General features: G+C 49.9%; 15 protein-coding genes. 10 read left to right on the top strand and 5 right to left on the bottom strand.

What is annotated here, in order from left to right:
- The 4 genes from L9G74_RS18475 to L9G74_RS18460 form a co-directional block, all read right to left on the bottom strand.
- The gene (locus L9G74_RS18475; RefSeq protein ID WP_238898249.1) at window positions 1-768 is read right to left on the bottom strand and encodes a TonB family protein; all 768 of its coding nucleotides are present in this window, start codon (window positions 766-768) and stop codon (window positions 1-3) included.
- On the bottom strand, window positions 768-1,187 hold the full coding sequence (locus L9G74_RS18470; RefSeq protein ID WP_238898248.1) for an ExbD/TolR family protein: 420 nt from the start codon (window positions 1,185-1,187) through the stop codon (window positions 768-770). Before L9G74_RS18470 ends, L9G74_RS18475 begins: the two co-directional genes overlap by 1 nt.
- 3 nt (window positions 1,188-1,190) lie before the next feature.
- Window positions 1,191-1,790 (bottom strand): MotA/TolQ/ExbB proton channel family protein, encoded by a 600-nt coding sequence (locus tag L9G74_RS18465; protein ID WP_238898247.1) that lies wholly within the window; start codon window positions 1,788-1,790, stop codon window positions 1,191-1,193.
- 260 nt (window positions 1,791-2,050) lie between these two features.
- Window positions 2,051-4,579, bottom strand: coding sequence for a TonB-dependent receptor plug domain-containing protein (locus tag L9G74_RS18460; protein WP_238898246.1), 2,529 nt, complete (start codon window positions 4,577-4,579; stop codon window positions 2,051-2,053).
- Window positions 4,580-4,795: 216 nt separating this feature from the next.
- Here L9G74_RS18460 and L9G74_RS18455 point away from each other — a divergent pair, with 216 nt between their 5' ends.
- The 6 genes from L9G74_RS18455 (at window position 4,796) to L9G74_RS18430 (ending at window position 10,854) form a co-directional block, all read left to right on the top strand.
- The gene (locus L9G74_RS18455) at window positions 4,796-7,648 is read left to right on the top strand and encodes a M16 family metallopeptidase (RefSeq protein ID WP_238898245.1); all 2,853 of its coding nucleotides are present in this window, start codon (window positions 4,796-4,798) and stop codon (window positions 7,646-7,648) included.
- 69 nt (window positions 7,649-7,717) lie between these two features.
- Window positions 7,718-8,185, top strand: a complete 468-nt coding sequence (locus L9G74_RS18450; protein WP_238898244.1) for a DUF4920 domain-containing protein — start codon at window positions 7,718-7,720, stop codon at window positions 8,183-8,185.
- Entirely contained in the window at window positions 8,178-8,759 is a 582-nt protein-coding gene (locus tag L9G74_RS18445; RefSeq protein ID WP_238898243.1) for a PepSY-associated TM helix domain-containing protein, read from the top strand. Before L9G74_RS18450 ends, L9G74_RS18445 begins: the two co-directional genes overlap by 8 nt.
- A 171-nt stretch (window positions 8,760-8,930) precedes the next feature.
- On the top strand, window positions 8,931-9,182 hold the full coding sequence (locus L9G74_RS18440) for a DUF2999 family protein (RefSeq protein ID WP_238898242.1): 252 nt from the start codon (window positions 8,931-8,933) through the stop codon (window positions 9,180-9,182).
- 156 nt (window positions 9,183-9,338) lie between these two features.
- A complete protein-coding gene (locus tag L9G74_RS18435) occupies window positions 9,339-9,647 on the top strand; it encodes a hypothetical protein (RefSeq protein ID WP_238898241.1) in 309 nt (102 codons plus the stop codon).
- 781 nt (window positions 9,648-10,428) lie between these two features.
- On the top strand, window positions 10,429-10,854 hold the full coding sequence (locus L9G74_RS18430) for an Imm26 family immunity protein (RefSeq protein WP_238898240.1): 426 nt from the start codon (window positions 10,429-10,431) through the stop codon (window positions 10,852-10,854).
- An 850-nt stretch (window positions 10,855-11,704) separates the two neighbouring features.
- On the opposite strand, the gene L9G74_RS18425 is transcribed toward L9G74_RS18430, so the two are convergent.
- Window positions 11,705-14,764 carry a di-heme oxidoredictase family protein gene (locus L9G74_RS18425; RefSeq protein ID WP_238898239.1) on the bottom strand — a complete coding sequence of 1,020 codons (3,060 nt, stop codon included), beginning with the start codon at window positions 14,762-14,764 and terminating at the stop codon, window positions 11,705-11,707.
- Window positions 14,765-15,329: 565 nt separating this feature from the next.
- Here L9G74_RS18425 and L9G74_RS18420 point away from each other — a divergent pair.
- The 4 genes from L9G74_RS18420 to L9G74_RS18405 all read left to right on the top strand — a co-directional run bounded on the left by L9G74_RS18420 (window position 15,330) and on the right by L9G74_RS18405 (window position 20,023).
- The gene (locus L9G74_RS18420; protein WP_238898238.1) at window positions 15,330-17,531 is read left to right on the top strand and encodes a TonB-dependent siderophore receptor; all 2,202 of its coding nucleotides are present in this window, start codon (window positions 15,330-15,332) and stop codon (window positions 17,529-17,531) included.
- An 839-nt stretch (window positions 17,532-18,370) separates the two neighbouring features.
- Window positions 18,371-18,703 carry a helix-turn-helix domain-containing protein gene (locus L9G74_RS18415; RefSeq protein ID WP_238898237.1) on the top strand — a complete coding sequence of 111 codons (333 nt, stop codon included), beginning with the start codon at window positions 18,371-18,373 and terminating at the stop codon, window positions 18,701-18,703.
- On the top strand, window positions 18,688-18,996 hold the full coding sequence (locus L9G74_RS18410) for a HipA N-terminal domain-containing protein (protein WP_238898236.1): 309 nt from the start codon (window positions 18,688-18,690) through the stop codon (window positions 18,994-18,996). The genes L9G74_RS18415 and L9G74_RS18410 overlap by 16 nt, the downstream gene beginning before the upstream one ends.
- 1 nt (window position 18,997) lies before the next feature.
- Window positions 18,998-20,023, top strand: coding sequence for a HipA domain-containing protein (locus tag L9G74_RS18405; protein WP_238898235.1), 1,026 nt, complete (start codon window positions 18,998-19,000; stop codon window positions 20,021-20,023).
- Window positions 20,024-20,416: the final 393 nt, after the last annotated feature.

The raw sequence follows: 20,416 nt of genomic DNA, 5'->3' as shown, positions 1-20,416 counted from the left end.
TTATTGTAGTTGGTAGTTAATTTCTAGCTGGTAGTCACGCTGTTGCCAGTCCAGCTCTTGTGGCGGTTTAGGGAAGGGCACCGCGCGGCGCAACATGGCGAGCGCTTCATGACGGAAACCACTTTGCCCCAGCTCTACGGTCGCCATTTGCTGTAATACTTCGCCGTTGCGATCAATGGTAAATGACAAACTCACTTGGCCCTTGGCGCGGCGTAATGCCATGCGTTTTGGCGTGGTTTTAAACGACAACAGATGTTGGCGCACTTGCAGATCGTAGGCTTGATTTAGATCGGCACCACCCGCTTGATTAGCAATGCCACTTTCCTGCTGTTTATTGACGGTCTGCTTGGAGCCTTGTGCGCCATTATCACCCGCTTTGGTGGCGGCTTGGGCGATGGCTGTTTGCGGTTTTGCTGGCGTTTTTTCTGGTGGTGGTTCTTTGGGCTTCGGCTTGTTCTCTTTCACTTTGGCGAGCTGTTGCACCGGTTTTGCTGGCGGCTGCGGTGTTGGTTTTGGCGGTTGCTGTACCATGTCAGGCGTCTTTGGCTGCGGCTCCTGCTCGGCTGGCGCTGTAGGCTGTACCGCTTGCTGCACTATCGCTTGTTGCGCGGTGCTGCCAGCCATGGCAGTCATCAACCCTAGGCTGACGCTGTGCTGTTTGCTCACACTGATGGTGGGCATCTCTGCTGCGGGCCATAAATGGTAAGCGCCAAGCATCGCGCTATGCACTAGCACGGAGCCGACAATAAACTGCTGAAATCGCGGCATTACTGCGCCTCATTGTTCAGCGCAATCTGCGCATTACTGATCTTGAGTCGATTCAACAACGCCAGCGTGTCCACCATGCGCTGCACTGGCGTATTGGCATCAGTTTTTAACATCAGCTTGAACTCACCTTGCTGTTGGCGCTGTTGCAGTTCGTGTTCAAGTGCTTCTATATCTACGGTTTGCTCTGCCAATTGGTAGCTGTCTTTGTCGGCCAAAATCGCCAAGGTGACAAACTCGCTGTCGGCGTAGCTGCGCTCGCTTTTTGGCGGTGTTTTCGGCAGCGACATATCCAGTTTTAGCAATGGCGCGTTGATCATCAGCATCATAAAGGCGATCAATGCAAAGATGACGTCGATCATCGGTGTCATCGGATCCGGCGCGGGCACTTGCAAGCTTTGGTCGTCTTCAAACTCAATCATAATTTACTGACCCAGCGCGTGCGAAATACGATTCAGCAGCTCGCTGCTTTCACTCAGTGCATGGCGCACTTTCGAGGCGAGTAGCGCGTGGGTCAGTACGCAGATAACCGCAATGACCAGCCCGGCAGCGGTGGTAGATAACGCCTGCCATAAACCGTCGGCAACAATCGCCGGTTCAACCGGGCCTTGGTGCTCGCCAATATCATGAAACGAGCGCATCAAACCGATAATGGTGCCGAGCAAGCCTAGCATCGGTGCCAGCGTTGCCACGGTGACTAGCGCTGACAAGCGGCGTTTCATCTGTCGTTGCAGGGTTTTGAGTTCAAAACTGACTTGTTCATCACGTTCGGCGCGTGGTTGCTGTTTGGCTGCTAACAGCGCCTCTAAGGCGAGATGATAAAACGGTTTTTCGGCGCGAATATAATCGGTAGCACTGCCGATATCGCCTTGCTTGAGCGCGCCAATGGCATGTTGTTGCTGTTTGTCTGACAGCCGTTTCAATTTGACGAGGCACCAGCAACGTTCGGCAACTAACGCCAGTGTGATAACGGAGCAAAGGGCGAGGGGAATGGCGGTGCTGATGCTCCAAATATCATTCAACATGAATAATCCTGTGTGATGGATGAGCTACTCGAATGGGCGCTATTGTAAAGTAATGCAACTGAGATTCAATATCATTTGTATTTGTTTGTAAGGAATGTGAGCTAGCCGCCGAGTGACATCGCCTGCGGTCGGCGTTGTTGTACCATCGCGCGGTCATGATCAGCGCCAAGCTGTTAGCCGTGGGTGGCTAATGTGTTGACGTGCTAGCCCAAAAAAAAGCGCAGCCTGTTGGACTGCGCATTAACAAAAACTATGACGGCTTAGTAGTGGTAATCCACCCCAATCCAGAACGAACGGCCTTTTTGGTAAGGGTTGCTGCTACTGGTGCCTGAGTGAGGATTGCTATCAAGCAAGTTTTTGATTTTAACGGTGAGCATCATATTTTGATTGTTATGCTCAAACACACGGTACTTGACGTTGAAGTTGACGGTAGTTGAGGCTTTCAAGTTCTCTTCGGCATAAATATCGTACTCGGTGCCGTTGAAGTCGATATCGTCACCGCTATCGGTGATTGACTTGTACTCCCCACGATAATCCAACTTGAGGTTGGTCAGCAGTGCATCATCAAACCAGTTGCTTGCCCAACCCACGCTGGCACGAATGGGGGCCGCATAGTTTTGTAGGCCTTCGATGTTGTACAGTTGCGACATAGAAATCACTTCACCCGCATAGTACACAAAGGTGCTGTCATCTTTGTCAGTATCCAGTGCTGAATAGTAGTTTTCCGTGTTGCCGTTAGTGGTGGTTTTTGACCAAGTAACGTTGGCATTAAATTGATGGTTGCGATAGTGACCCGTCCATTCCAACGCTAAACCACGGTAGTCTGTCTCGCCTTTATTGGTGAAGCGACTATCTCTAACGGGACTGGTACCGGTTTCTGTATCAACGCGATAGCTATCGCTGAATTCAGTCACAAATTGGTCGCGATGCTGGCGCAAAATGCCTTTTACGCGGAACGAGCCATCGAGCCATGTGGGCAGCGTGATTGCAGCTGTATATTCGTCGGAATAAGGGGTATTTAAATCTGGTTCTAATGTACTGAGTGGGTTCTTGGTGTGGGTCCGTAATTGCCAATCTGTAACGTCACCGTTGTCATTAACGCCCCGTGTATAGGTAAACGAATCAGGGTATTTTGCCCGAATAGCGTTTGCCAATGTGTTATTGCCGTAATAACGGTTAGCGCCTAACGTCAAATAGGTTTCAGGTAAAAACTGCCACGCGACATTGAGGCGTGGCGCTAGATTATAGTTATCTAAATAGCTTTCGTGTGATAAACGTAGACCACCACGGACATCAACATTCCCGATATTTTTTTGATATTCAGCCCAAAGACCCTGACGGTTTAAGCTCACATCTGCATCGAATCCGCTGTAGTCTAATCGTCTTATCAACAAAGTGTCATTGTCTTTACAAGCAAGGTCGTTTTCTGGACAAACCAACTCTGATACTCCTAGACGTGCCATATTTCGTGCCGTGTAGTAATAATATGTCGTGTCGCGAGAACGTGAAGCCTTGGTGTATGACAGCTCTGAACCAAACGAAAAAGTACCTTGCCACAGAGGCATATCGGCGCTCAATTCAAAGTTGTAATCGGTTTGCGATTGTTGGAGATCGCCTAAGCCACCTTCAACGCAGTTGGTACTGGTACACCAGTTGGCATATTCAGAGGCCGATGGCCATTGGAAGCGATCACCATCCCAATCTCGGTCAAGTTGAGATTTATTAAATGACGCTTTAACATGCCAGTTGAGCAGCTCGCCAATACCGTTGACAGCAATGAAACCTGATAACCCATCACTATCGTTCAAACTTAAGCTATTAATAGAATTCGGTTGTTGATGTTCATTGGAGTATGGGCTGTAGATCAGTTGTGCCTCTGCAGTGATCGCCTCGCTGTACTCATACAGACCTTTGAGTAGGAAGTTTTCCGAGATATCGCTGTTGGTGAATTCAGTGCCCGCGTAGGCTTCAGCCATCTGATAAGTCACTTTGGATTCGGCGCGGCTGTAGCTCAGCAATAAAAATAGGTCATCTGTGATGGGCAAATCCACTGAAAAGTCAGTGTTGTAACGAGTGAATTCTGGTGGTGGATTATCCTCAGCATCTTCTTTAAATTTTTCATCAAGCTTGTAATGCTGCATGCTGTCGTTTTGCATACTTGCCGATACATCAAAACCAAACTCTCTGCGTGGTTGACGTAGTTCAAAGTTGACTACACCGCCAGTGAAGTTGCCGTAACGCGCTGAAATGTTGGAATCTAGCACTACCACATTGCCGAGCAAATTCGGGTTCACATATAAGGTTTGTGAGGTTTGGCCGTAAGCTTCGCGAAAATCACGGCTATCACCTCGAGTGGTATCCATCATTGAGGTCGCTGATACACCATCAATTTGAATATTGTTGTCGTAATAGTTGCCGCCAGCGATCGAAAAACCTGTAGGACGAATCGACTGCATATTCTCTTGGCTAACATCATTACGGTCGTTGTCCATCTGCACAAACGGCAGGGTTTTGAGCAACTCTGTGGTATCAATGCCGCCTTCGCTGCTTTGGTTTATGGCGCCTTGGCTTATCACGCTCATGCCGCTATCAACCGGATCGTAACTTTGGTATTGCTCAGTCGCTTTGTTTTGTTTTGTCACTGAAGTATTGGCGGCTTGTTGCACCACATCCACTTTACCGAGATCAACAGGCGTATCTTGCGCCATCGCGGCTGTCGAAACCAAAGATTGGGCGGCAATCATGGCAAATGCGTGTAAATACCATGCATGCTGTTTGTGCTGGCTCATAAAACTCCTTTGTACATCAACAAATTACCTGAGCGATCTAGCTCACAAAAATGGTCAACCGCTGCTGGCTTAACCAGTTAGGGGGCGGAATTTATTGTAAATGAGAATTTTTATCAATATTATTCGCGCAAATTATGAAGTATTTACGTTGAGCGTGTGATGTTGAATGGTTTTGCTGGTGTTATAAGCAGTTACAAAAAGTGGAGCGTATGTACTGTGGTAGTTATTGCGGCTACCTATGTGCTGAGTGGTTGTGAGAACAGTGCTCCAATGGCTGACAAAACGCCGCCGTTAACCGCAACCACCTTGGCGAGTGCCGAGCCGTTACTCGCGCAGCAGTGGGACCCACAAGTGGTGCAAGGCGAGTTAGCCAATGGCCTGCGTTACTACATCTACAACAGCAACCGCGCGCAAGATCCATTTAACATTCGCCTACTGGTCAACGCTGGCTCGGTTGATGAAAGCGGCAGCTCTGGCGTGGCGCACATGTTAGAGCACATGGTGTTTCGTCAAACCGCTGCGCATCCAGAAGGCTTGCATCAGTATTTTGCCAGCTTAGGTTGGAGCACCGGCAAAGAAATCAACGCGGTAACTCGTGAAGACATCACCCAATTCATGCTGCGCACGCGGCTAAATGATGCGCTTGATCTTCCGCAATCGTTGGCTTTGATGGCGGATATCGCCTTTGGTGCGCAGTTAACTGATAAAGATTGGCAGCAAGAGCAACAAGTGATTTTGGAAGAGTGGCGCCGTGGCGACAGCGTGGCAGATCGGCTGCATCGTCAGAAAAAAGAGCAACTGCGCCATTCCAGTCGTTATGTTGGGCGGCCTACCATTGGCAGTGCGAGCAGCATTCAAGCGGCCTCGATTGAAGAGCTGAAAGCCTTCTACCAGCAGTTCTATCGCGCCAGCAACATGCAACTTATCATTAGTGGCAATGTGGATCCGCAAGCGACAATCGCCGCCCTGACGGATACCTTTGGTCAAGCAGCAAAACAAACAGCGCCGCAGCGCAGTTACTTAGATTTTCCCCTTAAACCACAACTCCACATCGGCCAAGTACAAGAACCGACCGGCACGACCTCGGCCACCGTATTTGGTTGGCGTAGCGCTTTGCCAGCAATGGGCACTAAAGCGCGTGAGCAAGATGATCTTGCCCGTTATTTCCTGCGCAAATTACTGCGGTCGCAGTTGATGCGTGATCGGGTGTTGCTTGATGATCAACCGCTAGTGTTGCAGCTCAAACAGCCAACCAATGAACGTTTCGTGGCGGCATTTGTGTTACGTTCGCCAGATCACGCCGCGGCATTGTCACTCATGATGCAACAGGCGGAACGCCTGCGCCGCCATGGGATCGACGCAACCGAACTGAATGTGCTCAAACAAGAAGCGCGACAGATCCTCGAACGCCAGTTACACAATACCGGCGCCAAACGGGATTATCGCCAATGGGAAGATGCCATCACCAACGCACTGGTGGCGGATAAAGTATTAGAAACCCCAGCAGCAAGAGCCGAGCGCCGTTTAGCCCTGCTAGATACCATTGATGCCGCAAGCTTACAGCGTCGCCTCAATGAGTTGCTGAGTGGTGATGATCAATTTCTCTATTATCAAGTGCCAGGCAAACAACAGCGCGCACTGCCCACTGCGGCAGAGGTACGCTCGATTGCCAGCCAATGGCAGCATGCCGATGAGAACCAGCTTGCTCGCGCCATCCCTTATAACGCCGCTAACGTCAAAGAGAAAGCCAGCAAACCCGCGCCTGCGGTGGTGAGTTTACCCGCGATTACTATCAGCACTCAGGGACAGATCAACACATTTCAGCAGCAACCCGCCCAAGGCGATGTTGGGCCAATTAGCCAATGGTTATTGGATAACGGTGACCGCATTGTCTGGCTGGATCGCCCCACCCAAGATGGCAAACTGTATATCAACGTGATCACCGATGTTGGCTTTGATAATGCCCAGCAGTCGCCATTGGTGAGCCAAACTGCGGTGCAGCTGTGGGCACAAACGCCACCAACGGGTTGGACGGATGCGCAATGGCAGCAACTACCGCAATGGCAATGGGTACTGCAATCGCAACGGTTAAGTGTGGCCGCCACCGTGAAGCCGGAACAACTCCCTGCCTTGTTAGACAGCTACCGACTGCAACAGCAACACGGCATGATAGATGCCTCAGGCTTAGCGGAAGTCAAACAGGAACTGGCACGTTCATTAACTCGGGATATCGAGCAACAGCAGCGAGCGCCCAAATTAACCAGCATTATCACCGCCAAACAATTTGGTGCAGAAGATAAAGCGCAACAGCTAGCGCACGTGCAGCAGCTTACCGTTGAGCAATTGCAGCAGACGGCGCGGGCTGTGCTCGCCGAGCCAGTGACCTACTATATTGTTGGCAAACTGCCTAACAATGCCGCGGCCTTATGGCAGCAAAAGCTGGCAGGTATTCCGCGTCATAGCCAATTGAGCGCCGCACCACAATATCAGCGCTCAGTTACTGAAGAGTTTGAACAACCTTTATATGAAGACGCCAAAGCGCAGGTGTTGCTGCGGGGATTCAGCAACTTTGATTGGACCCCCGAACGCGCCTTTGATGTGGCAGCGTTATCAGAGCTGACCGGCCACGCGCTCAAACAGCGTCTGCGGCAGCAGTTGGCAGGCATATACGGGCTAGATTTCAGCATGAAGCTGGATTCCTACCAAGATCGCCTCGAACTGGAACTTGGTTTTTACTGCGCCCCTGAACGTCGCCATGAACTGCTGGCCGTCGCCAAACAGGTGCTGGCCGAGATGCCACAGCTGCTGCAACAGCAAATGGTCACCCCACTTCAGCGCAATATCGCCTACGCTGAAAAGCAGCGCTTGACGCAAGACAGCACTTGGCTGACGCGGCTAATTTTGAGCGAGCGCCGTTACGGTGATGGGCGTTATCTGGCGAGTGTCAGCCAATTGCCGGAACGTATTACCTTGCAACACATGCAACAGCTAGCGCAGCAGATTTTGCCGTTAGAGCACAGTATTGTCGTGATGGGCCACCCAAAATCAGAACAGGTGGCAGCAAACTAACGCGATGTTGTTTAGCTTATGTAGTTATACCCATAATTTACTTGATATCTGCAACACGAGGAGTGTCCCATGTTAGCAAAAACCTTATTAGCACTGGCGTTGACCGTGGGTGTAGCGAGCACAGTAAACGCCGAAGCATTAACTTTTGGCACCGCAGTAAACGACAGCAGCGTGACCGCAGTATCCACCATTTTGGCAACACCAGATGCTTATGTTGGTAAGCAAGTCACTATCAAAGGCGTGGTCACTAACGTGTGTGAAAAACGCGGCTGTTGGATGACAGTAAAATCCGACCAACGTTTTCAAGAGTTGTTCATCAAAGTGCGCGATGGCGACATGGTGTTCCCCATGAGTGCCCGTGGCAGCGAAGCGATTGTTACCGGCAAGCTCACCGCGATCCCGCTGAGCCTAGAACAAAGCCGCGATTATCTGGCCGATGAAGCCAAAAAACAGGGCAAAGCATTTGATGTTGCCAGTGTTACCGAACCTGTCAATTTCTACCAATTAGCGCCAAGCGGAGTGAAGATTCTTGAGTAGTCGTTCTAGCAAATGGTTAGGCATTAATTGGTTCAAGCTCAACCGCACGTTGCATCGCGATATTGGTTATTTCTGCGTAGGCCTGACCATAGTGTTTGCCGTGTCAGGCATTGCGGTAAACCATATTCGCGACTGGAACCCTAATTACTCGGTCAGCCAGACACAGCAGCAACTGACGCCGCAACCTTGGCAACAGCTCAGTGATAGCGAACTAGAGCAACAGATGCTGCAAGCGGCTGACACGCAACTGCCCAAAAAAACCAGCTATTGGAGTTCGGCCAACGAGTTCAAACTGTTTTTGCAAAACGGCAGTAACCTGACGCTGGACACCGAACACAGCGTGTTGCACGCCGAGTTGATTAAACCGCGCCATGTGTTGCAAGCCTTTAATAAGTTGCATTTAAATGAAGGACATAGCGCATGGGTGATCTTCTCTGATCTGTACGCCGCCATGTTACTGTTCTTGGCGTTATCGGCGCTGTTTATGGTGAAAGGTAAATACAGCCCGTGGCGCAAGCGCTCGGTGTTAGTGATTGCTGGTATCGTATTACCTGCCGCGTTTGTGTTTGTGTGATGCTTTGAGTTGCGAGTTGCGAGTTGCGAGTTGCGAGTTGCGGGCGCTTACCGCTTACAGCTTATGGCTTCCCGCTTATGGCTTCCCGCCCCTCATTAACGGCTACATTTGTCGTGAGTGCAATGCTAAACTGGCCGCCATTTCAATCAATGCCACAGCAAAGGTGATATTGTGAATCCAATTATTGCGCTGTTAAAAGAAAACAATATTAGCAACGAGCAGATCAACGAACTGTTTCAAACGCTTACGCAAAACCCGCTGGCAGCAGTAGCCACTATCGGCCAACTGGGTCTGCCACCTGAAAAGCTGCAACTGTTGATGGGCCAGGTGATGCAAAACCCTGCGCTGATTAAAGAAGCCGTAGAAGAGCTGGGCTTAGATTTCTCCAAAGTAGAAGCCGCTAAAGCACAGTTGAACAAGTAAGTTGCCACTTACTTTATTAAAAAAGGCCATTACGCGAATGCGAATGGCCTTTGCTATTTGGTGCAGCGTATTTTGCACGACATCAGCGGATATCTCTGTAAAATGTGCCGCCTTTAGCATCACGCAGAATGTTTGCGCTCAAATTAGGTCTCCAGCATGAAGAAACTATCCAAAGTCCAACTCAAACAACAAGCCATAGTGATGAGCGTTGCTGATGCGCTAGAAGCACAAGCCCGTGCTGAACTTCCCGGTATGCTGCAATGCTGGTTCAATCTGGAATACCAGTTATTCCCCGGTTCACTGCTGCTGCGATTCCAGTTTGATAACGAACAATCCTTGGCGGCGGCTGAGCCAGAATTGCTCAAGTGGCAAAAGCGCCTTAGCGCCGCCATGTTGAAAAAAGGTGTGGTGCTTAAAGATATGCGCAAGAATTTGGTGTTTACTTTGGCTGGACCAGATGATTAGGCCGTTTGAGGCGCGAAATGGTGTCGCGCTTTTGTTGACGCAAGCTGCGCTTGCCAAGATTTATCACTGCGTGATTGCAACCTGTGGTTGCGAAAGTCGTGGAACTACTCGTTCCACACCAGAATGCTTCCAGCGTGCAGCATCGGCTTTTGCATGTTGCAAGTAACGTTATCTGGGAACTATTCGCACTAAATCGCCTGCAGCGGGGACGTGCATGGAGGCACTAATGCCGTGGAGGACAGGACGTCCGAGAACGGCCTTATGCACAGATGATCCAGTGACACGCTGTGAACCCATCCATGGGCGCTCGATCCTCGGCGTCGACATACAGGATGTATTAATGCCGTGGAGCACATGGACGTGCGAGAACGGCTATGCCTCGGACGGTCACTGGTTCATCTGTGCTTGGAATTTACGGAGTACACCCGCAGACTTATATGTTGTTCTTACCTATTAAACGGCGAATGACTTGATTGCTCGATGTCTGCCCAACGCTCCTACGCAGCGCCGAAGGGAAATCGGTGTCGCCTGTAGATTCAGAGTGTTAGCTGATTAAATTGGTGGATGTCCCATTTTTTTGCCATTTGTTTGTTACCATTTGTTTGTTTATAGGTATGCATGGTGGTGCAAAATCTATGAACTCATTGACTAACCTACTAAATAAGATTCGATCTTATAGCCATCGAATCCTAATGCAGCAAACTATAAAATTGCCGATGATAGTTCATCATGGGGAAATGAAATATTAAATGATGCGCTATCTATAATAAAGGGGGGGGGTATGAGTAAAAAATATAATGAAGGGGATATATTCGTTATTCCAATGAATAATGAAAAATTCGCTATCTGTCAGATAGTATGTGCTTTTAAAGGCCGATTTAAGAAAGCGTTTTCTTTTGGCGTCATTGGCATTCAATCTGATAGCAGCATGCCAAATGACAGTGAATTCTTAACATTTAAAAACTCAAGAGGGGAATTTGATATTATATTTTCATCGTCAGAAAATATAAAAAATGGCGATTGGATAATCATTGGGAATATCCCGATAACACAAAAAAAAGAAGCACTAAAGATTTATCAGAGTGCAGGGAATCTATATCGATGCGATGAACACATAAGAGTTCTCAATAAAGAAGAGTATAAGAGTTTTAATGTGATGGGTATAGCTGGATATGAACTGGTTCATCAATATTTAGCTCAACACTAACTACTAAAATAAAAGGGATTCTGATGATCTTTTTGTTTTACTTTATCTGTAAGTTATCCATCGCAGCTTAATCTCTGTTACTCAGTTTTCCATACTACAAAATGGTGACATCCACCAATTTAACCTCAGATAACACGCTGAAATTGCAGACAACACCAATTCCCCTTGGCGCAGCGAAGGGGCGTTGGGCAGGCATCAAGCAATCGAGGCATTCGCCGTTCCCGCACATCCATGTGCTCCACGGCATTAGTACATCCTGTACGTCGATACCTCGAAGCAGCGCCGAGCGAGGGACCGCGAATCAGAGCGATTTGCGCAGATGACAAACCAGAAGCGCCGTAGCGTTTTGCGCCGTGGGGCGGCATGGGGATTTAGAAGGGCGAATACTCATCGATGATGAGTGTGCTCATGAGCGCGAGCTATGGATGGCGAGCTGGCCGTTAAACATGGATGTTGTTCGAGGCCGTCCAGGCCCCTTGTCCTCTGGTGTGGAACGAGCAGTTCCACGACTTTCCAAAGCGTAGCTTTGTATGGCGAGCTGGCCGTTAAACATGGATGTTGTTCAAGGCTGAACAGCCCCCTTATCTCGTGGTGTGAGCGCGAAAGCTCACGACTTTGGCAACCGCAGGTTGCAATCACGCAGCGATAATCTTGCCAAGGGTAGCTTGGGTTTGGTACAGCCAAACAAACCAAAAAGATCAAAACGAGGTTTTGACTAACCTCACTCATCCTAGCTATAAAGGATGCTTCAACCACTTGGGATTAAATTGGTGGCTGTGCTTATTTTTCTTCTGCGTCACAGCGATTAAAAAACGCTGGTCAACGCAAGGCTGACCAGCGTAAGAAGCCATTACAGCGATTTAAGGAATGTCAGCAAGTCTTGTCGTTCCTGTGCGGTGAGCGCGGCGAACCGTTGTTTACTGGCTTCTCCCTCGCCGCCATGCCATAGGATCGCTTCGGTGAGATTGCGTGCGCGGCTGTCGTGCAAGTAGCCCACAGGTGTACCCGCGGCGACATATTCGGTGTAGCCGATACCCCACAACGGCGAGGTACGCCACATGTTGCCGCGTGCCAAACCTTCTTCAAAGTCATCAGCTAGCTCGTCACCCATATCGTGTAGCAGCAGATCGGTATAGGGTTTGATGGTTTGATTACGCACCTCGGCGAATTCGGACGTGGCACCGGTTTGTAGTTCTACCACGTGGCAGCTATTACAACGGATATCACTAAACAGTTGCTGCCCCTTGGCAATCGATTCAGGATTGACATCCAGATAGGCCAGCGGTGTCACGCCCTTGGGGAAACCACTAACAAGGCTACGTTGTGCTGGAACGCCCAACAGCTGCAAATACTGCGTCATACGCTCTACGGCTTCCGCAGCAAGACCCACTTCAGTACCGGCTGCGGCGTTGCAATGTGCCGAGCCTGCCAGACATTGCCGATTAGGATAAGCCGCTGAGGTGACCGACATATCCAGCAATGCAGCATTGGTGACCTGATGGCGCAAGCTCACTTTACTGGCTTTCCAACCATAACGGCCGAGATGTACCGCGCCAGTTTCTGGATCATAGCCATAGTTGGCGACACCTTGCACGCCATCTTCATCAGGCGTGCTGCGCACGCGGGATAAAATCTCTGCATCGGGGATAGCTTCCAACAGCCCCATGCCGATCATCGGCTGAGCCGAACGTACCGAATATACCGCCGGGGTTGGGCCTTCAAACGCCACTTTGGGTTTACGCAGTTCTACCACAGTACCGTCGCCCAGTACGGCGGAGGAATACTCAAATCCCGCTAGCCACACCGCATTGCCCCAGTTTTCGGCTGCGCCAGAAGTGGTCAAACGGGCGTTCATCTGCACCGCAACACCATAATGGCTATCTGGCCAGTAGGTGCCTGCGGCGGTTGACTCTGCGGTGCGCACTGCCATGGTATCGAGCCGTTGATTGATTACGGTTGGCGCGGCACTGCGGCCGTTATTGATGTGGCAACCAAAACAGGACGATTGGTTAAAGCGTGGCCCTTGCAGCTGCATGCCAGCGTCGTTGCGATCGTTATCCGCTTCATTATGTTCACCAGTCCATAAATTGGTGTGGATCCAGCGGCGTCCCTCAACAAAACGCTGCATGTTTTCCATCGCAATGGTGGTGTGCGGTTGCTGGAACATAAATGCGGCGTTATCGGCGTAATCATAGGAGATTGAGCCCGTGCCACCTTGCAGGGTTTCCACTGGTAGCGGCTGGTTTTTCAGGCGTGGCTGCACGCCATACCAAGGACGCAATCCTTGGCCCATCACGTAGGTCATTTCATTGGTGTAATAGCGATAGCCGTGACGGTCACCCGCCGCATCCATAATCTCACGCGTGGTAAAAAACGAACTGGAGAACTCCAACACATCGCCTTTGACCAATGGGCGAGCGTCAATAGTTGTGCCATTGGGTGCCATGACACCGTTGGCATCGGGCGAATTGTCGCGGTGGCCGGGAAAGGTATCGAACAACACGCTACAACCGTCGTTAGCGCCAATGACATCGTTGTAGCCGCTGTCGGGGCGTAGCAGGGCGCCATTGGCGGGCTTGGCAACGACCGGACAGGGCGCGCCATCGGTGAGATAGGTGGAATCATCCAACAAATCACCGGGACTCATCCAGCCATATCCGGTCACATAGGGATTATCAAAGCCACGGACAAACACGTGCCCGCCGCCTTTTTGCGGTTGCTGAAAGTATTGGTTAACCACTAACTTAGGGTGGAGCACACCCGCGACATTGCTGTCGTCGATGATCTCTACGCCCCACGTGCGCAACTGAAAATAGTTAGCCACAAAATTGAGATGTGCCCCGGGCCCTTTATCGCGCGGATTACCCGCTGCATCAACGGTATCATTCACGCCATAGCCCATTTCGTTCCAGTCCTCACCACGTTCCCGCGCATGGCGAGAGCGGCCCACCATGCCAAAACGGGTCACTAAACGGCCATCAGGCAGTGAAAACTGTGTAGATTCGATTGGTTCAGCAAATTGCGGCAGTGGCGTTAGCCCCGCGCCAGACATCGGAAATGCTATTGCAGAGGTTGCCAGCGGCAGCAGCGAATTATCAGCCGCAGGTGCGCGGAACTCCGCCTCAAATAGCGAATAACCATATTGCGTGGCGCGGCTTATGCCCTGCAAGCGCAGATAACGGGCATAAATGCCCAAATTGTAGAACTGCTCAGTGTCGCCTTGAGCATCGACCACATAACGCAGTTGATACCAGCTCTCGGCATCATCAGAGATGTAGATGGCGTACTCCGTTGCATGGGCGCGTTCCCACAGCAGCTTCATGTAGCCAATCGCGGTTTTACTGCCAAAATCGAACTGTAACCACGCTGCGTCAGGGTCAATCTCGGTGTTATTCCACGCACTTTCCCATCGGCTTTGCAGGTCGCCATCAATGGCTTTGGCGGCGGTATTGGTGTCATTTTCATCGCCCGAGGAGGTCGCTGCCACTGGTGTGATCAACGCTGCCTCGGTTGCGGCAATCACCGCACTGCGGGTCGATTTAGCTGCTTGGCGTTGCTGACCCACTTGGAAGTCGGCGGGCAAGCGTAAGCTCGCGGGCGGTGGTGGTAATGAGGGCGCATCTGCGCGAGGCAAGGGCACGGCGCTGGTCAGTGCTGGAGCCTCCAATGGCGGCAGATTTTCATCTTCGGGGACTGGAGTCACCGGTGTATCGCCCGGTTCAGGATCTGGCGTCTCTCCCGGTTCTGGTTCCGGTGTTGTCACCGGTGGTGCGGGCTGCGGCGCAACCTCGGCGTTATCATCACCGCCACCACAACCCGTTAGTAGGCTGCTAAGCAAGGGCAACATGATTGCCCAACGTATTTTCGAGCGAAGGTAAACTTGGTTTTCGGTCAGCAAATGCAGTTCCATTGTTATTGTTCCTTCCCAGTAAAATCGGTGGGTCTATATAGGCTTACTTCATCAGGTGGTGAGTGACTGCAGGCGATGACGCTAACCGTAGTCCTCATTTCGTCGCAATCTCTGCTTTGCAGCATACAGCAGTGCTCACCCTAATATTAGCGACATAAAATGTAGGTTTATTGATTTATGGAGCGAGAAATTTGTTTTTACGGCTGGAGACAATCAAAGACGGTGGGGCATTTGAGGACCTGAAAGGGTTGCGTGCTTTGGTTGTTGCTGTTGCTTGTTAACTTTTTGCGCTACATCTCTTTGGGGTTTTGCGCGACATCACGCTGTTTCGGATTCGCCACGTATGGCTGCACTAATGCCGTGGTGTGCGTGAACGGCGAATGTGGCTGTTGGTGTTTGTTGTCCTATTTTTAAGATGATACTCACAAATGATAACCATTATCATTTATGTTTGTGTGTTTTTTGTGTAGATCATCCTTTTGTTGGCTTGGTGGTCTCGGTTTGTGTTCTGCCTTTCAGCCACCGCGCGCTGTGATTACCTTGAATAAAGATAAAAGGATGGAATATGAACAAGGTGTTTTGCGACAACCCGATGCCGTTGGTTAATCAATTTGCCACGGGCGGTTTATCGATAAGTAAACGGCCATTGGCGTTACTCATTCCGCTGCTGCTACCTGCCACTGCGGTTATTGCGGCGGAAGCCAATGTTGGTGATGCCAAGAGTGTATCGACCAAAAATATTGAAGTGGTGTTGGTGGAAGGCAAATACATCGTCAACGACAAGGTGGATACCGCTACCGGATTAGGGTTGACACTGAAAGAGACGCCACAGTCGGTGAGTATCATCACCGATCAGCAGATTATCGATTTAGGCTTAAGCTCATTAACGGATGTGGTCAACAGTGCCGCCGGGGTGTCGTCCCGCGCGTACGATAGCTCCCGCAACGCCTTCTCCTCGCGGGGGTTTGATATCAATAACTATCAAATTGATGGTATTCCGGTGCATTGGGATGGCAGCACCAGTGCCGGTGAAACGCAAACTGACACCGCATTGTATGAACGTGTTGAAATTGTGCGTGGTGCCACTGGCTTGTTAACCGGTGCTGGTCAGCCGTCAGCCTCTATCAACTTGGTGCGTAAACATGCCGACAGCGCGGTGTTTCGTGGCGATGCCACGGTCAGCATGAGCCGCTGGGATACCTATCATGCGAGCGTCGATGTCGGTAACGCGCTGAATGATAGTGGCTCCATTCGTGGCCGCGCCGTGGTGGTATATGAAGATGGCAACTCCTACGTCGATTATGCGGGTAATCGCAAGTCAGTATTTTATGGCGTGGTGGATGCGGATCTGAGCGATCAAACGTTATTGCGGCTAGGGGCGAGTTATCAGGATAACGATCCGACCGCATCTCAGTGGGGCGGTCTGCCGATTTTCTACCAAGATGGTAGCCGTGCCCATTGGGACCGTTCCAAAACCGTAGGGGCCAAATGGACCTACTGGGCAACCACCCATAAAACCTATTTTGCCAATTTACAGCACCAATTTAATGACGATTGGGAGATTCGGCTGAATTACAACCGCACCGAAAGCGGCTCCGATATGAAACTGTTATATCTGAGCGGCTTACCTGATCGCACCAGCGGGATGGGAATGGATGCCATGCCGGGACGCTACGATAATCTGCGGGAACAAGATGACATCGGCCTGCGCCTAACGGGGAAATACTCGCTGTTCGGTCGTGAGCATGAGCTGGTGGTTGGGGCAACGCATAGCCAACAGGATTTTGCTTATTTCCAATATCCTTACGAAAATGCCGATCCCGTAGGTAATTTCTTTGAATGGGATGGCAATTACGCCGAACCCACTTGGGGCAGCCGCAACAACTACCGCAAAGACCGCACCAAGCAAACCGGTTATTTTTTTGCTACCCGCTTATCCCTTACGGATGAACTCAAATTGGTCGCTGGTAGCCGCATTGCTGATTGGCAGCGTACCGACTATTTTGATGACAACAATACCTATGGTGATAATGGCGTCGTCGTGCCTTATGTGGGCGTGTTATATGATTTGAACGAGCATTACACCCTCTACGCCAGTTATACCGAAATCTTCCAACCGCAGAGCAACCTCGATGTTAATGGTCACTACCTCGATCCGCTCAAGGGCATAAACTACGAAGCAGGGATTAAAAGCCAATTCTTGGATGACGCCTTACATCTCACCGCCACCGTATTTCGTATTAAGCAGCAAAACTTTGCCGTGGAAGATACCAGCTTTGAACCGACCGATGAGCAAATGGTGGCGTATCGGGCCGCTGCTGGGGTGACGAGTGAAGGGTTTGAAATTGAGTTAGTGGGCGATATTACTGACAACTGGAAAATCAGTACCAACTACACCCAATTTGATGCCACAGAGGAGAAAGATGGCCGCTCGGTTGCGGTAAATACCGTGTTTCCTAACAAGTTATTCCGCTTGTTCACCACCTACAACTGGCAGGACTTGACCGTAGGCGGCGGCATCAACTGGGAGGGCAAAAGCTATTCCGATGTGTTTAATGAAGGCAGCAACAATGAGCAACGTGTAGGGCAGGGAGCATACGCACTGGTGAACTTGATGGCACGCTATCAGCTTAACGATAGGTTATCGGTGCAACTGAATATCGACAACCTGTTTGATAAAACCTATTACAGCCAAATAGGTTTTTACACCCAGCTTGCCTACGCCGAACCTCGTAACGCTACTTTGTCACTGAAATATCAGTTTTAACCACTGAACGTATCAGAGTTGCTGGGATCGCCAGCAACTCTTGGTGTGGCGAATGTTGCTGGCAGTTGCCGCATTTTGTCTGCTGACTCATGAGTGGTTTGCGACCTCTTCTCACTAAATCGCTTGCAGCTGGCTTTGATTTTATGGCTTGCAACCATTGCAACCTGCGGTTGCTAAAGATTGATGGCTGCGCCATTCCAAGCTTCGCTTGGCAAGATTTATCACTGCGTGATAGCAAACTACGTGTGCGAAAGTCGTGGAAGACATACAAGAAGTATTAATACCGCGAAGCACATGGATGTGCGTGAGCGGTGATACTCGTTCCACACCAGAGCCAAAGGGCGATGCTCGTCCCGCAACAACATCCATGTTTAACGGCCAGCGCGCCATACCTCGATTGCTTGATGCCTGGCCAACGCTGCTTCGCTGCGCCAAGGGGAATTGGTGTTGTCTGCAATTTCAGTGTGTTAACTGGATCAATTGGTGGTGTCCTCATTTTGGTCATGTTTATCATTTTGTACTGCATAGATAATTTTCAGCATGTATGCGCATAATTTTGACGCTTTCATGGTTTTTTAGCTTGAGTTATTCATAATATTGAACATATCTATAAATATTTTCTGATTTGTTTTAAATATTGGTCATTTAGATTCGTGTGAATATAATATTGAACGTTTAATGATATTTAATGTGTATCTGTTCATTTTTTTGTGCATATGATTACCTTGATATGCACGAGTGATTATCTTAGCGATGGCGAGTTGGCGCTGGTTCGGCACCATGTAAACGTCCGAGCAATTCAGCAAGCAGTGGTATGTAAGTAGAGTGTTGGGGGCCGCATGAATAACGATGCATTAGAGAATATTGAAAAATTGCAGCGCCAGTTGCTTGAGTCCGTGAAGCAGTTGGATGAAATGAAGCGAGAACTAAACCGCGGCATTGATCAACGTAAGTACCAATCGCTCTACGAGATTTCCAGTACCTTGGAACTTGGCAAATTGTTGGCCGAGTTCCGCATTAAAGAGCGGATAGAGGTGTCAGATCTTGCGCTACAGTCAGATGCTTCAAGAGGCACGATTAGCCGTATCCTTGATGATCCCAAGGGCACATCTATCGCCACCGTGTTGACGGTGATCGAGGCGCTTGGAGGCAAACTATGTATCGCAAAGTGAAGGTGTTGCTGCATGGTGTTCATGCGGGAGATCTGACCCAGCAGGACGATCAGTATGCATTTCAATATCTTGCTGACTACACCGGCCCTCGCATTTCCCTCAGCTTGCCAGTAAGAGCTGAACCCTATGTATCACAAGGTGTACTGCATCCCTATTTTTCATCGTTAGCGCCAGAAGGATGGCTGCGACGGGTGTATAGCAACCAACAAAAAATTGATGAACAAGACTTGCTGGGCATATTGATGGAAAACGGCGACAACCTGTTGGGTGCAATCGAGATAAAAGGGTACTGACATGTCTAACTGTCGCATTACGCTGCAACCATTGCAGACCCCATCAGAGCAAGCAACGGGATTCTCCAAAGCGGGTATGAAAGCGTTGGCTGGGTCCGGTAATATCAGCTTTGAACTGCCGTTCACCGCTGCCGAATTTGTACAACAAAAACCAGCGAAGCAGAAAGGCATGAGCATTTCTGGTGCGCAACCCAAATTACAGTTAACACTCGATAGCGCCAAGCGACACTTTGACATTATCGACAGCCAAGGCGACTTCATACTTAAGCCCTCACCACCAGAGTTTCCTTATCTAGCTGAAAACGAGCACTGCATTATGTCGGTGATGAAACAGCTTAAGTTTGAGGTGCCGCCGTTTGGTATGTTGCAGTTTGCGCCTGAGGCGGGCAAAACTACTGAGTATGCGTTTGTCATCAAGCGATTTGATCGTGCCGCAGATGGCCGCAAAATCCATCAAGAGCAGTTAGATGGGGCGATGGATATAGCGGAAAAATATGGCCGAATTGATGTGGGCAAGCAGATGGTTAGCTATGAGACCATTGGCCGTTTTTTAAAACACCACAACGTTTTAAAAACCTTGGTCGATGTGCGCGATTTTTTTCGTCGGGTAGCCTACGCATATCTACTGGGTAATAACGACTTACACCTGCGTAATTTTGGCATTGTGGCGCCCAATAGACTGGCTCCTGTTTATGATTTTGTCAGTGTTGCGCCATATCCCGCTTACTTCGCTTCTGGTTATCTTGCTTTGCCACTGTTAACCATCGAAGAGGGTGAGCAACAACTGGCGCCAGGGTTTGAAACTGCCTATGGCGAATACCTCGGCATCGACTTTTTGCTGTTTGCCAAAGGCATCGGTTTAAGTGAGAAATTCGCTTTGGCTATTATTCAGCGAGATTTGCCGAAAGAGGCTGACAAGGTGCTGTCAGTTATCAATGACTCACATATGCCAGAGGAGATGAAAGCCGTTGTCAGCAACTGCTTTAGACAACGTTCACATCGGATGCAGATTGTTAACACTCCATAGGTCGTTTGATAGCGCGAAACGGTTTCGCGTTTTTAGCGCAAACGTTGTTTGCGAATGTTGATGGTGTTGCTTGCCGTTGCGGTGATTGCATGTGGCAACTATCAACCTGTCAGCGCTGATGTGCTAAATCGCCTGCAGCGGGCTTATGCACACGCATCCTTGTGGCACGCTGTGAATATGTCCCTATACGCTCGACGCCAGCATCCATGCTGGCGACGGCCACAAGTCCGCATGTGCTGGGAATTCTCAGCGTACTCCTGCCAAACCTGTGTTATCTCGTCTTCCATAACTAAATTTGTGGATTGTTATGTTTATTCCAGGGCAAGATCACGAACGTAATTTGAACTATTAGCATGATATTTCTCCAAAGGGCTGGACGCTTCATACTGGCTG

It is taken from the genome of Shewanella electrica, assembly GCF_022321485.1.
GTDB lineage: Bacteria > Pseudomonadota > Gammaproteobacteria > Enterobacterales > Shewanellaceae > Shewanella > Shewanella electrica.
The sequence above is the reverse complement of the archived record's forward strand: the minus strand, read 5'-3'. Positions and strand labels throughout refer to the sequence as shown.

Coding starts and splice junctions, on each gene's coding strand:
- L9G74_RS18430 (WP_238898240.1), top strand. CDS start 10,429: ATGAGTAAAAAATATAATGAAGGGGATATATTCGTTATTCCAATGAAT.
- L9G74_RS18470 (WP_238898248.1), bottom strand. CDS start 1,187: ATGATTGAGTTTGAAGACGACCAAAGCTTGCAAGTGCCCGCGCCGGAT.
- L9G74_RS18475 (WP_238898249.1), bottom strand. CDS start 768: ATGCCGCGATTTCAGCAGTTTATTGTCGGCTCCGTGCTAGTGCATAGC.
- L9G74_RS18435 (WP_238898241.1), top strand. CDS start 9,339: ATGAAGAAACTATCCAAAGTCCAACTCAAACAACAAGCCATAGTGATG.
- L9G74_RS18425 (WP_238898239.1), bottom strand. CDS start 14,764: ATGGAACTGCATTTGCTGACCGAAAACCAAGTTTACCTTCGCTCGAAA.
- L9G74_RS18405 (WP_238898235.1), top strand. CDS start 18,998: ATGTCTAACTGTCGCATTACGCTGCAACCATTGCAGACCCCATCAGAG.
- L9G74_RS18450 (WP_238898244.1), top strand. CDS start 7,718: ATGTTAGCAAAAACCTTATTAGCACTGGCGTTGACCGTGGGTGTAGCG.
- L9G74_RS18465 (WP_238898247.1), bottom strand. CDS start 1,790: ATGTTGAATGATATTTGGAGCATCAGCACCGCCATTCCCCTCGCCCTT.
- L9G74_RS18410 (WP_238898236.1), top strand. CDS start 18,688: ATGTATCGCAAAGTGAAGGTGTTGCTGCATGGTGTTCATGCGGGAGAT.
- L9G74_RS18460 (WP_238898246.1), bottom strand. CDS start 4,579: ATGAGCCAGCACAAACAGCATGCATGGTATTTACACGCATTTGCCATG.
- L9G74_RS18415 (WP_238898237.1), top strand. CDS start 18,371: ATGAATAACGATGCATTAGAGAATATTGAAAAATTGCAGCGCCAGTTG.
- L9G74_RS18420 (WP_238898238.1), top strand. CDS start 15,330: ATGAACAAGGTGTTTTGCGACAACCCGATGCCGTTGGTTAATCAATTT.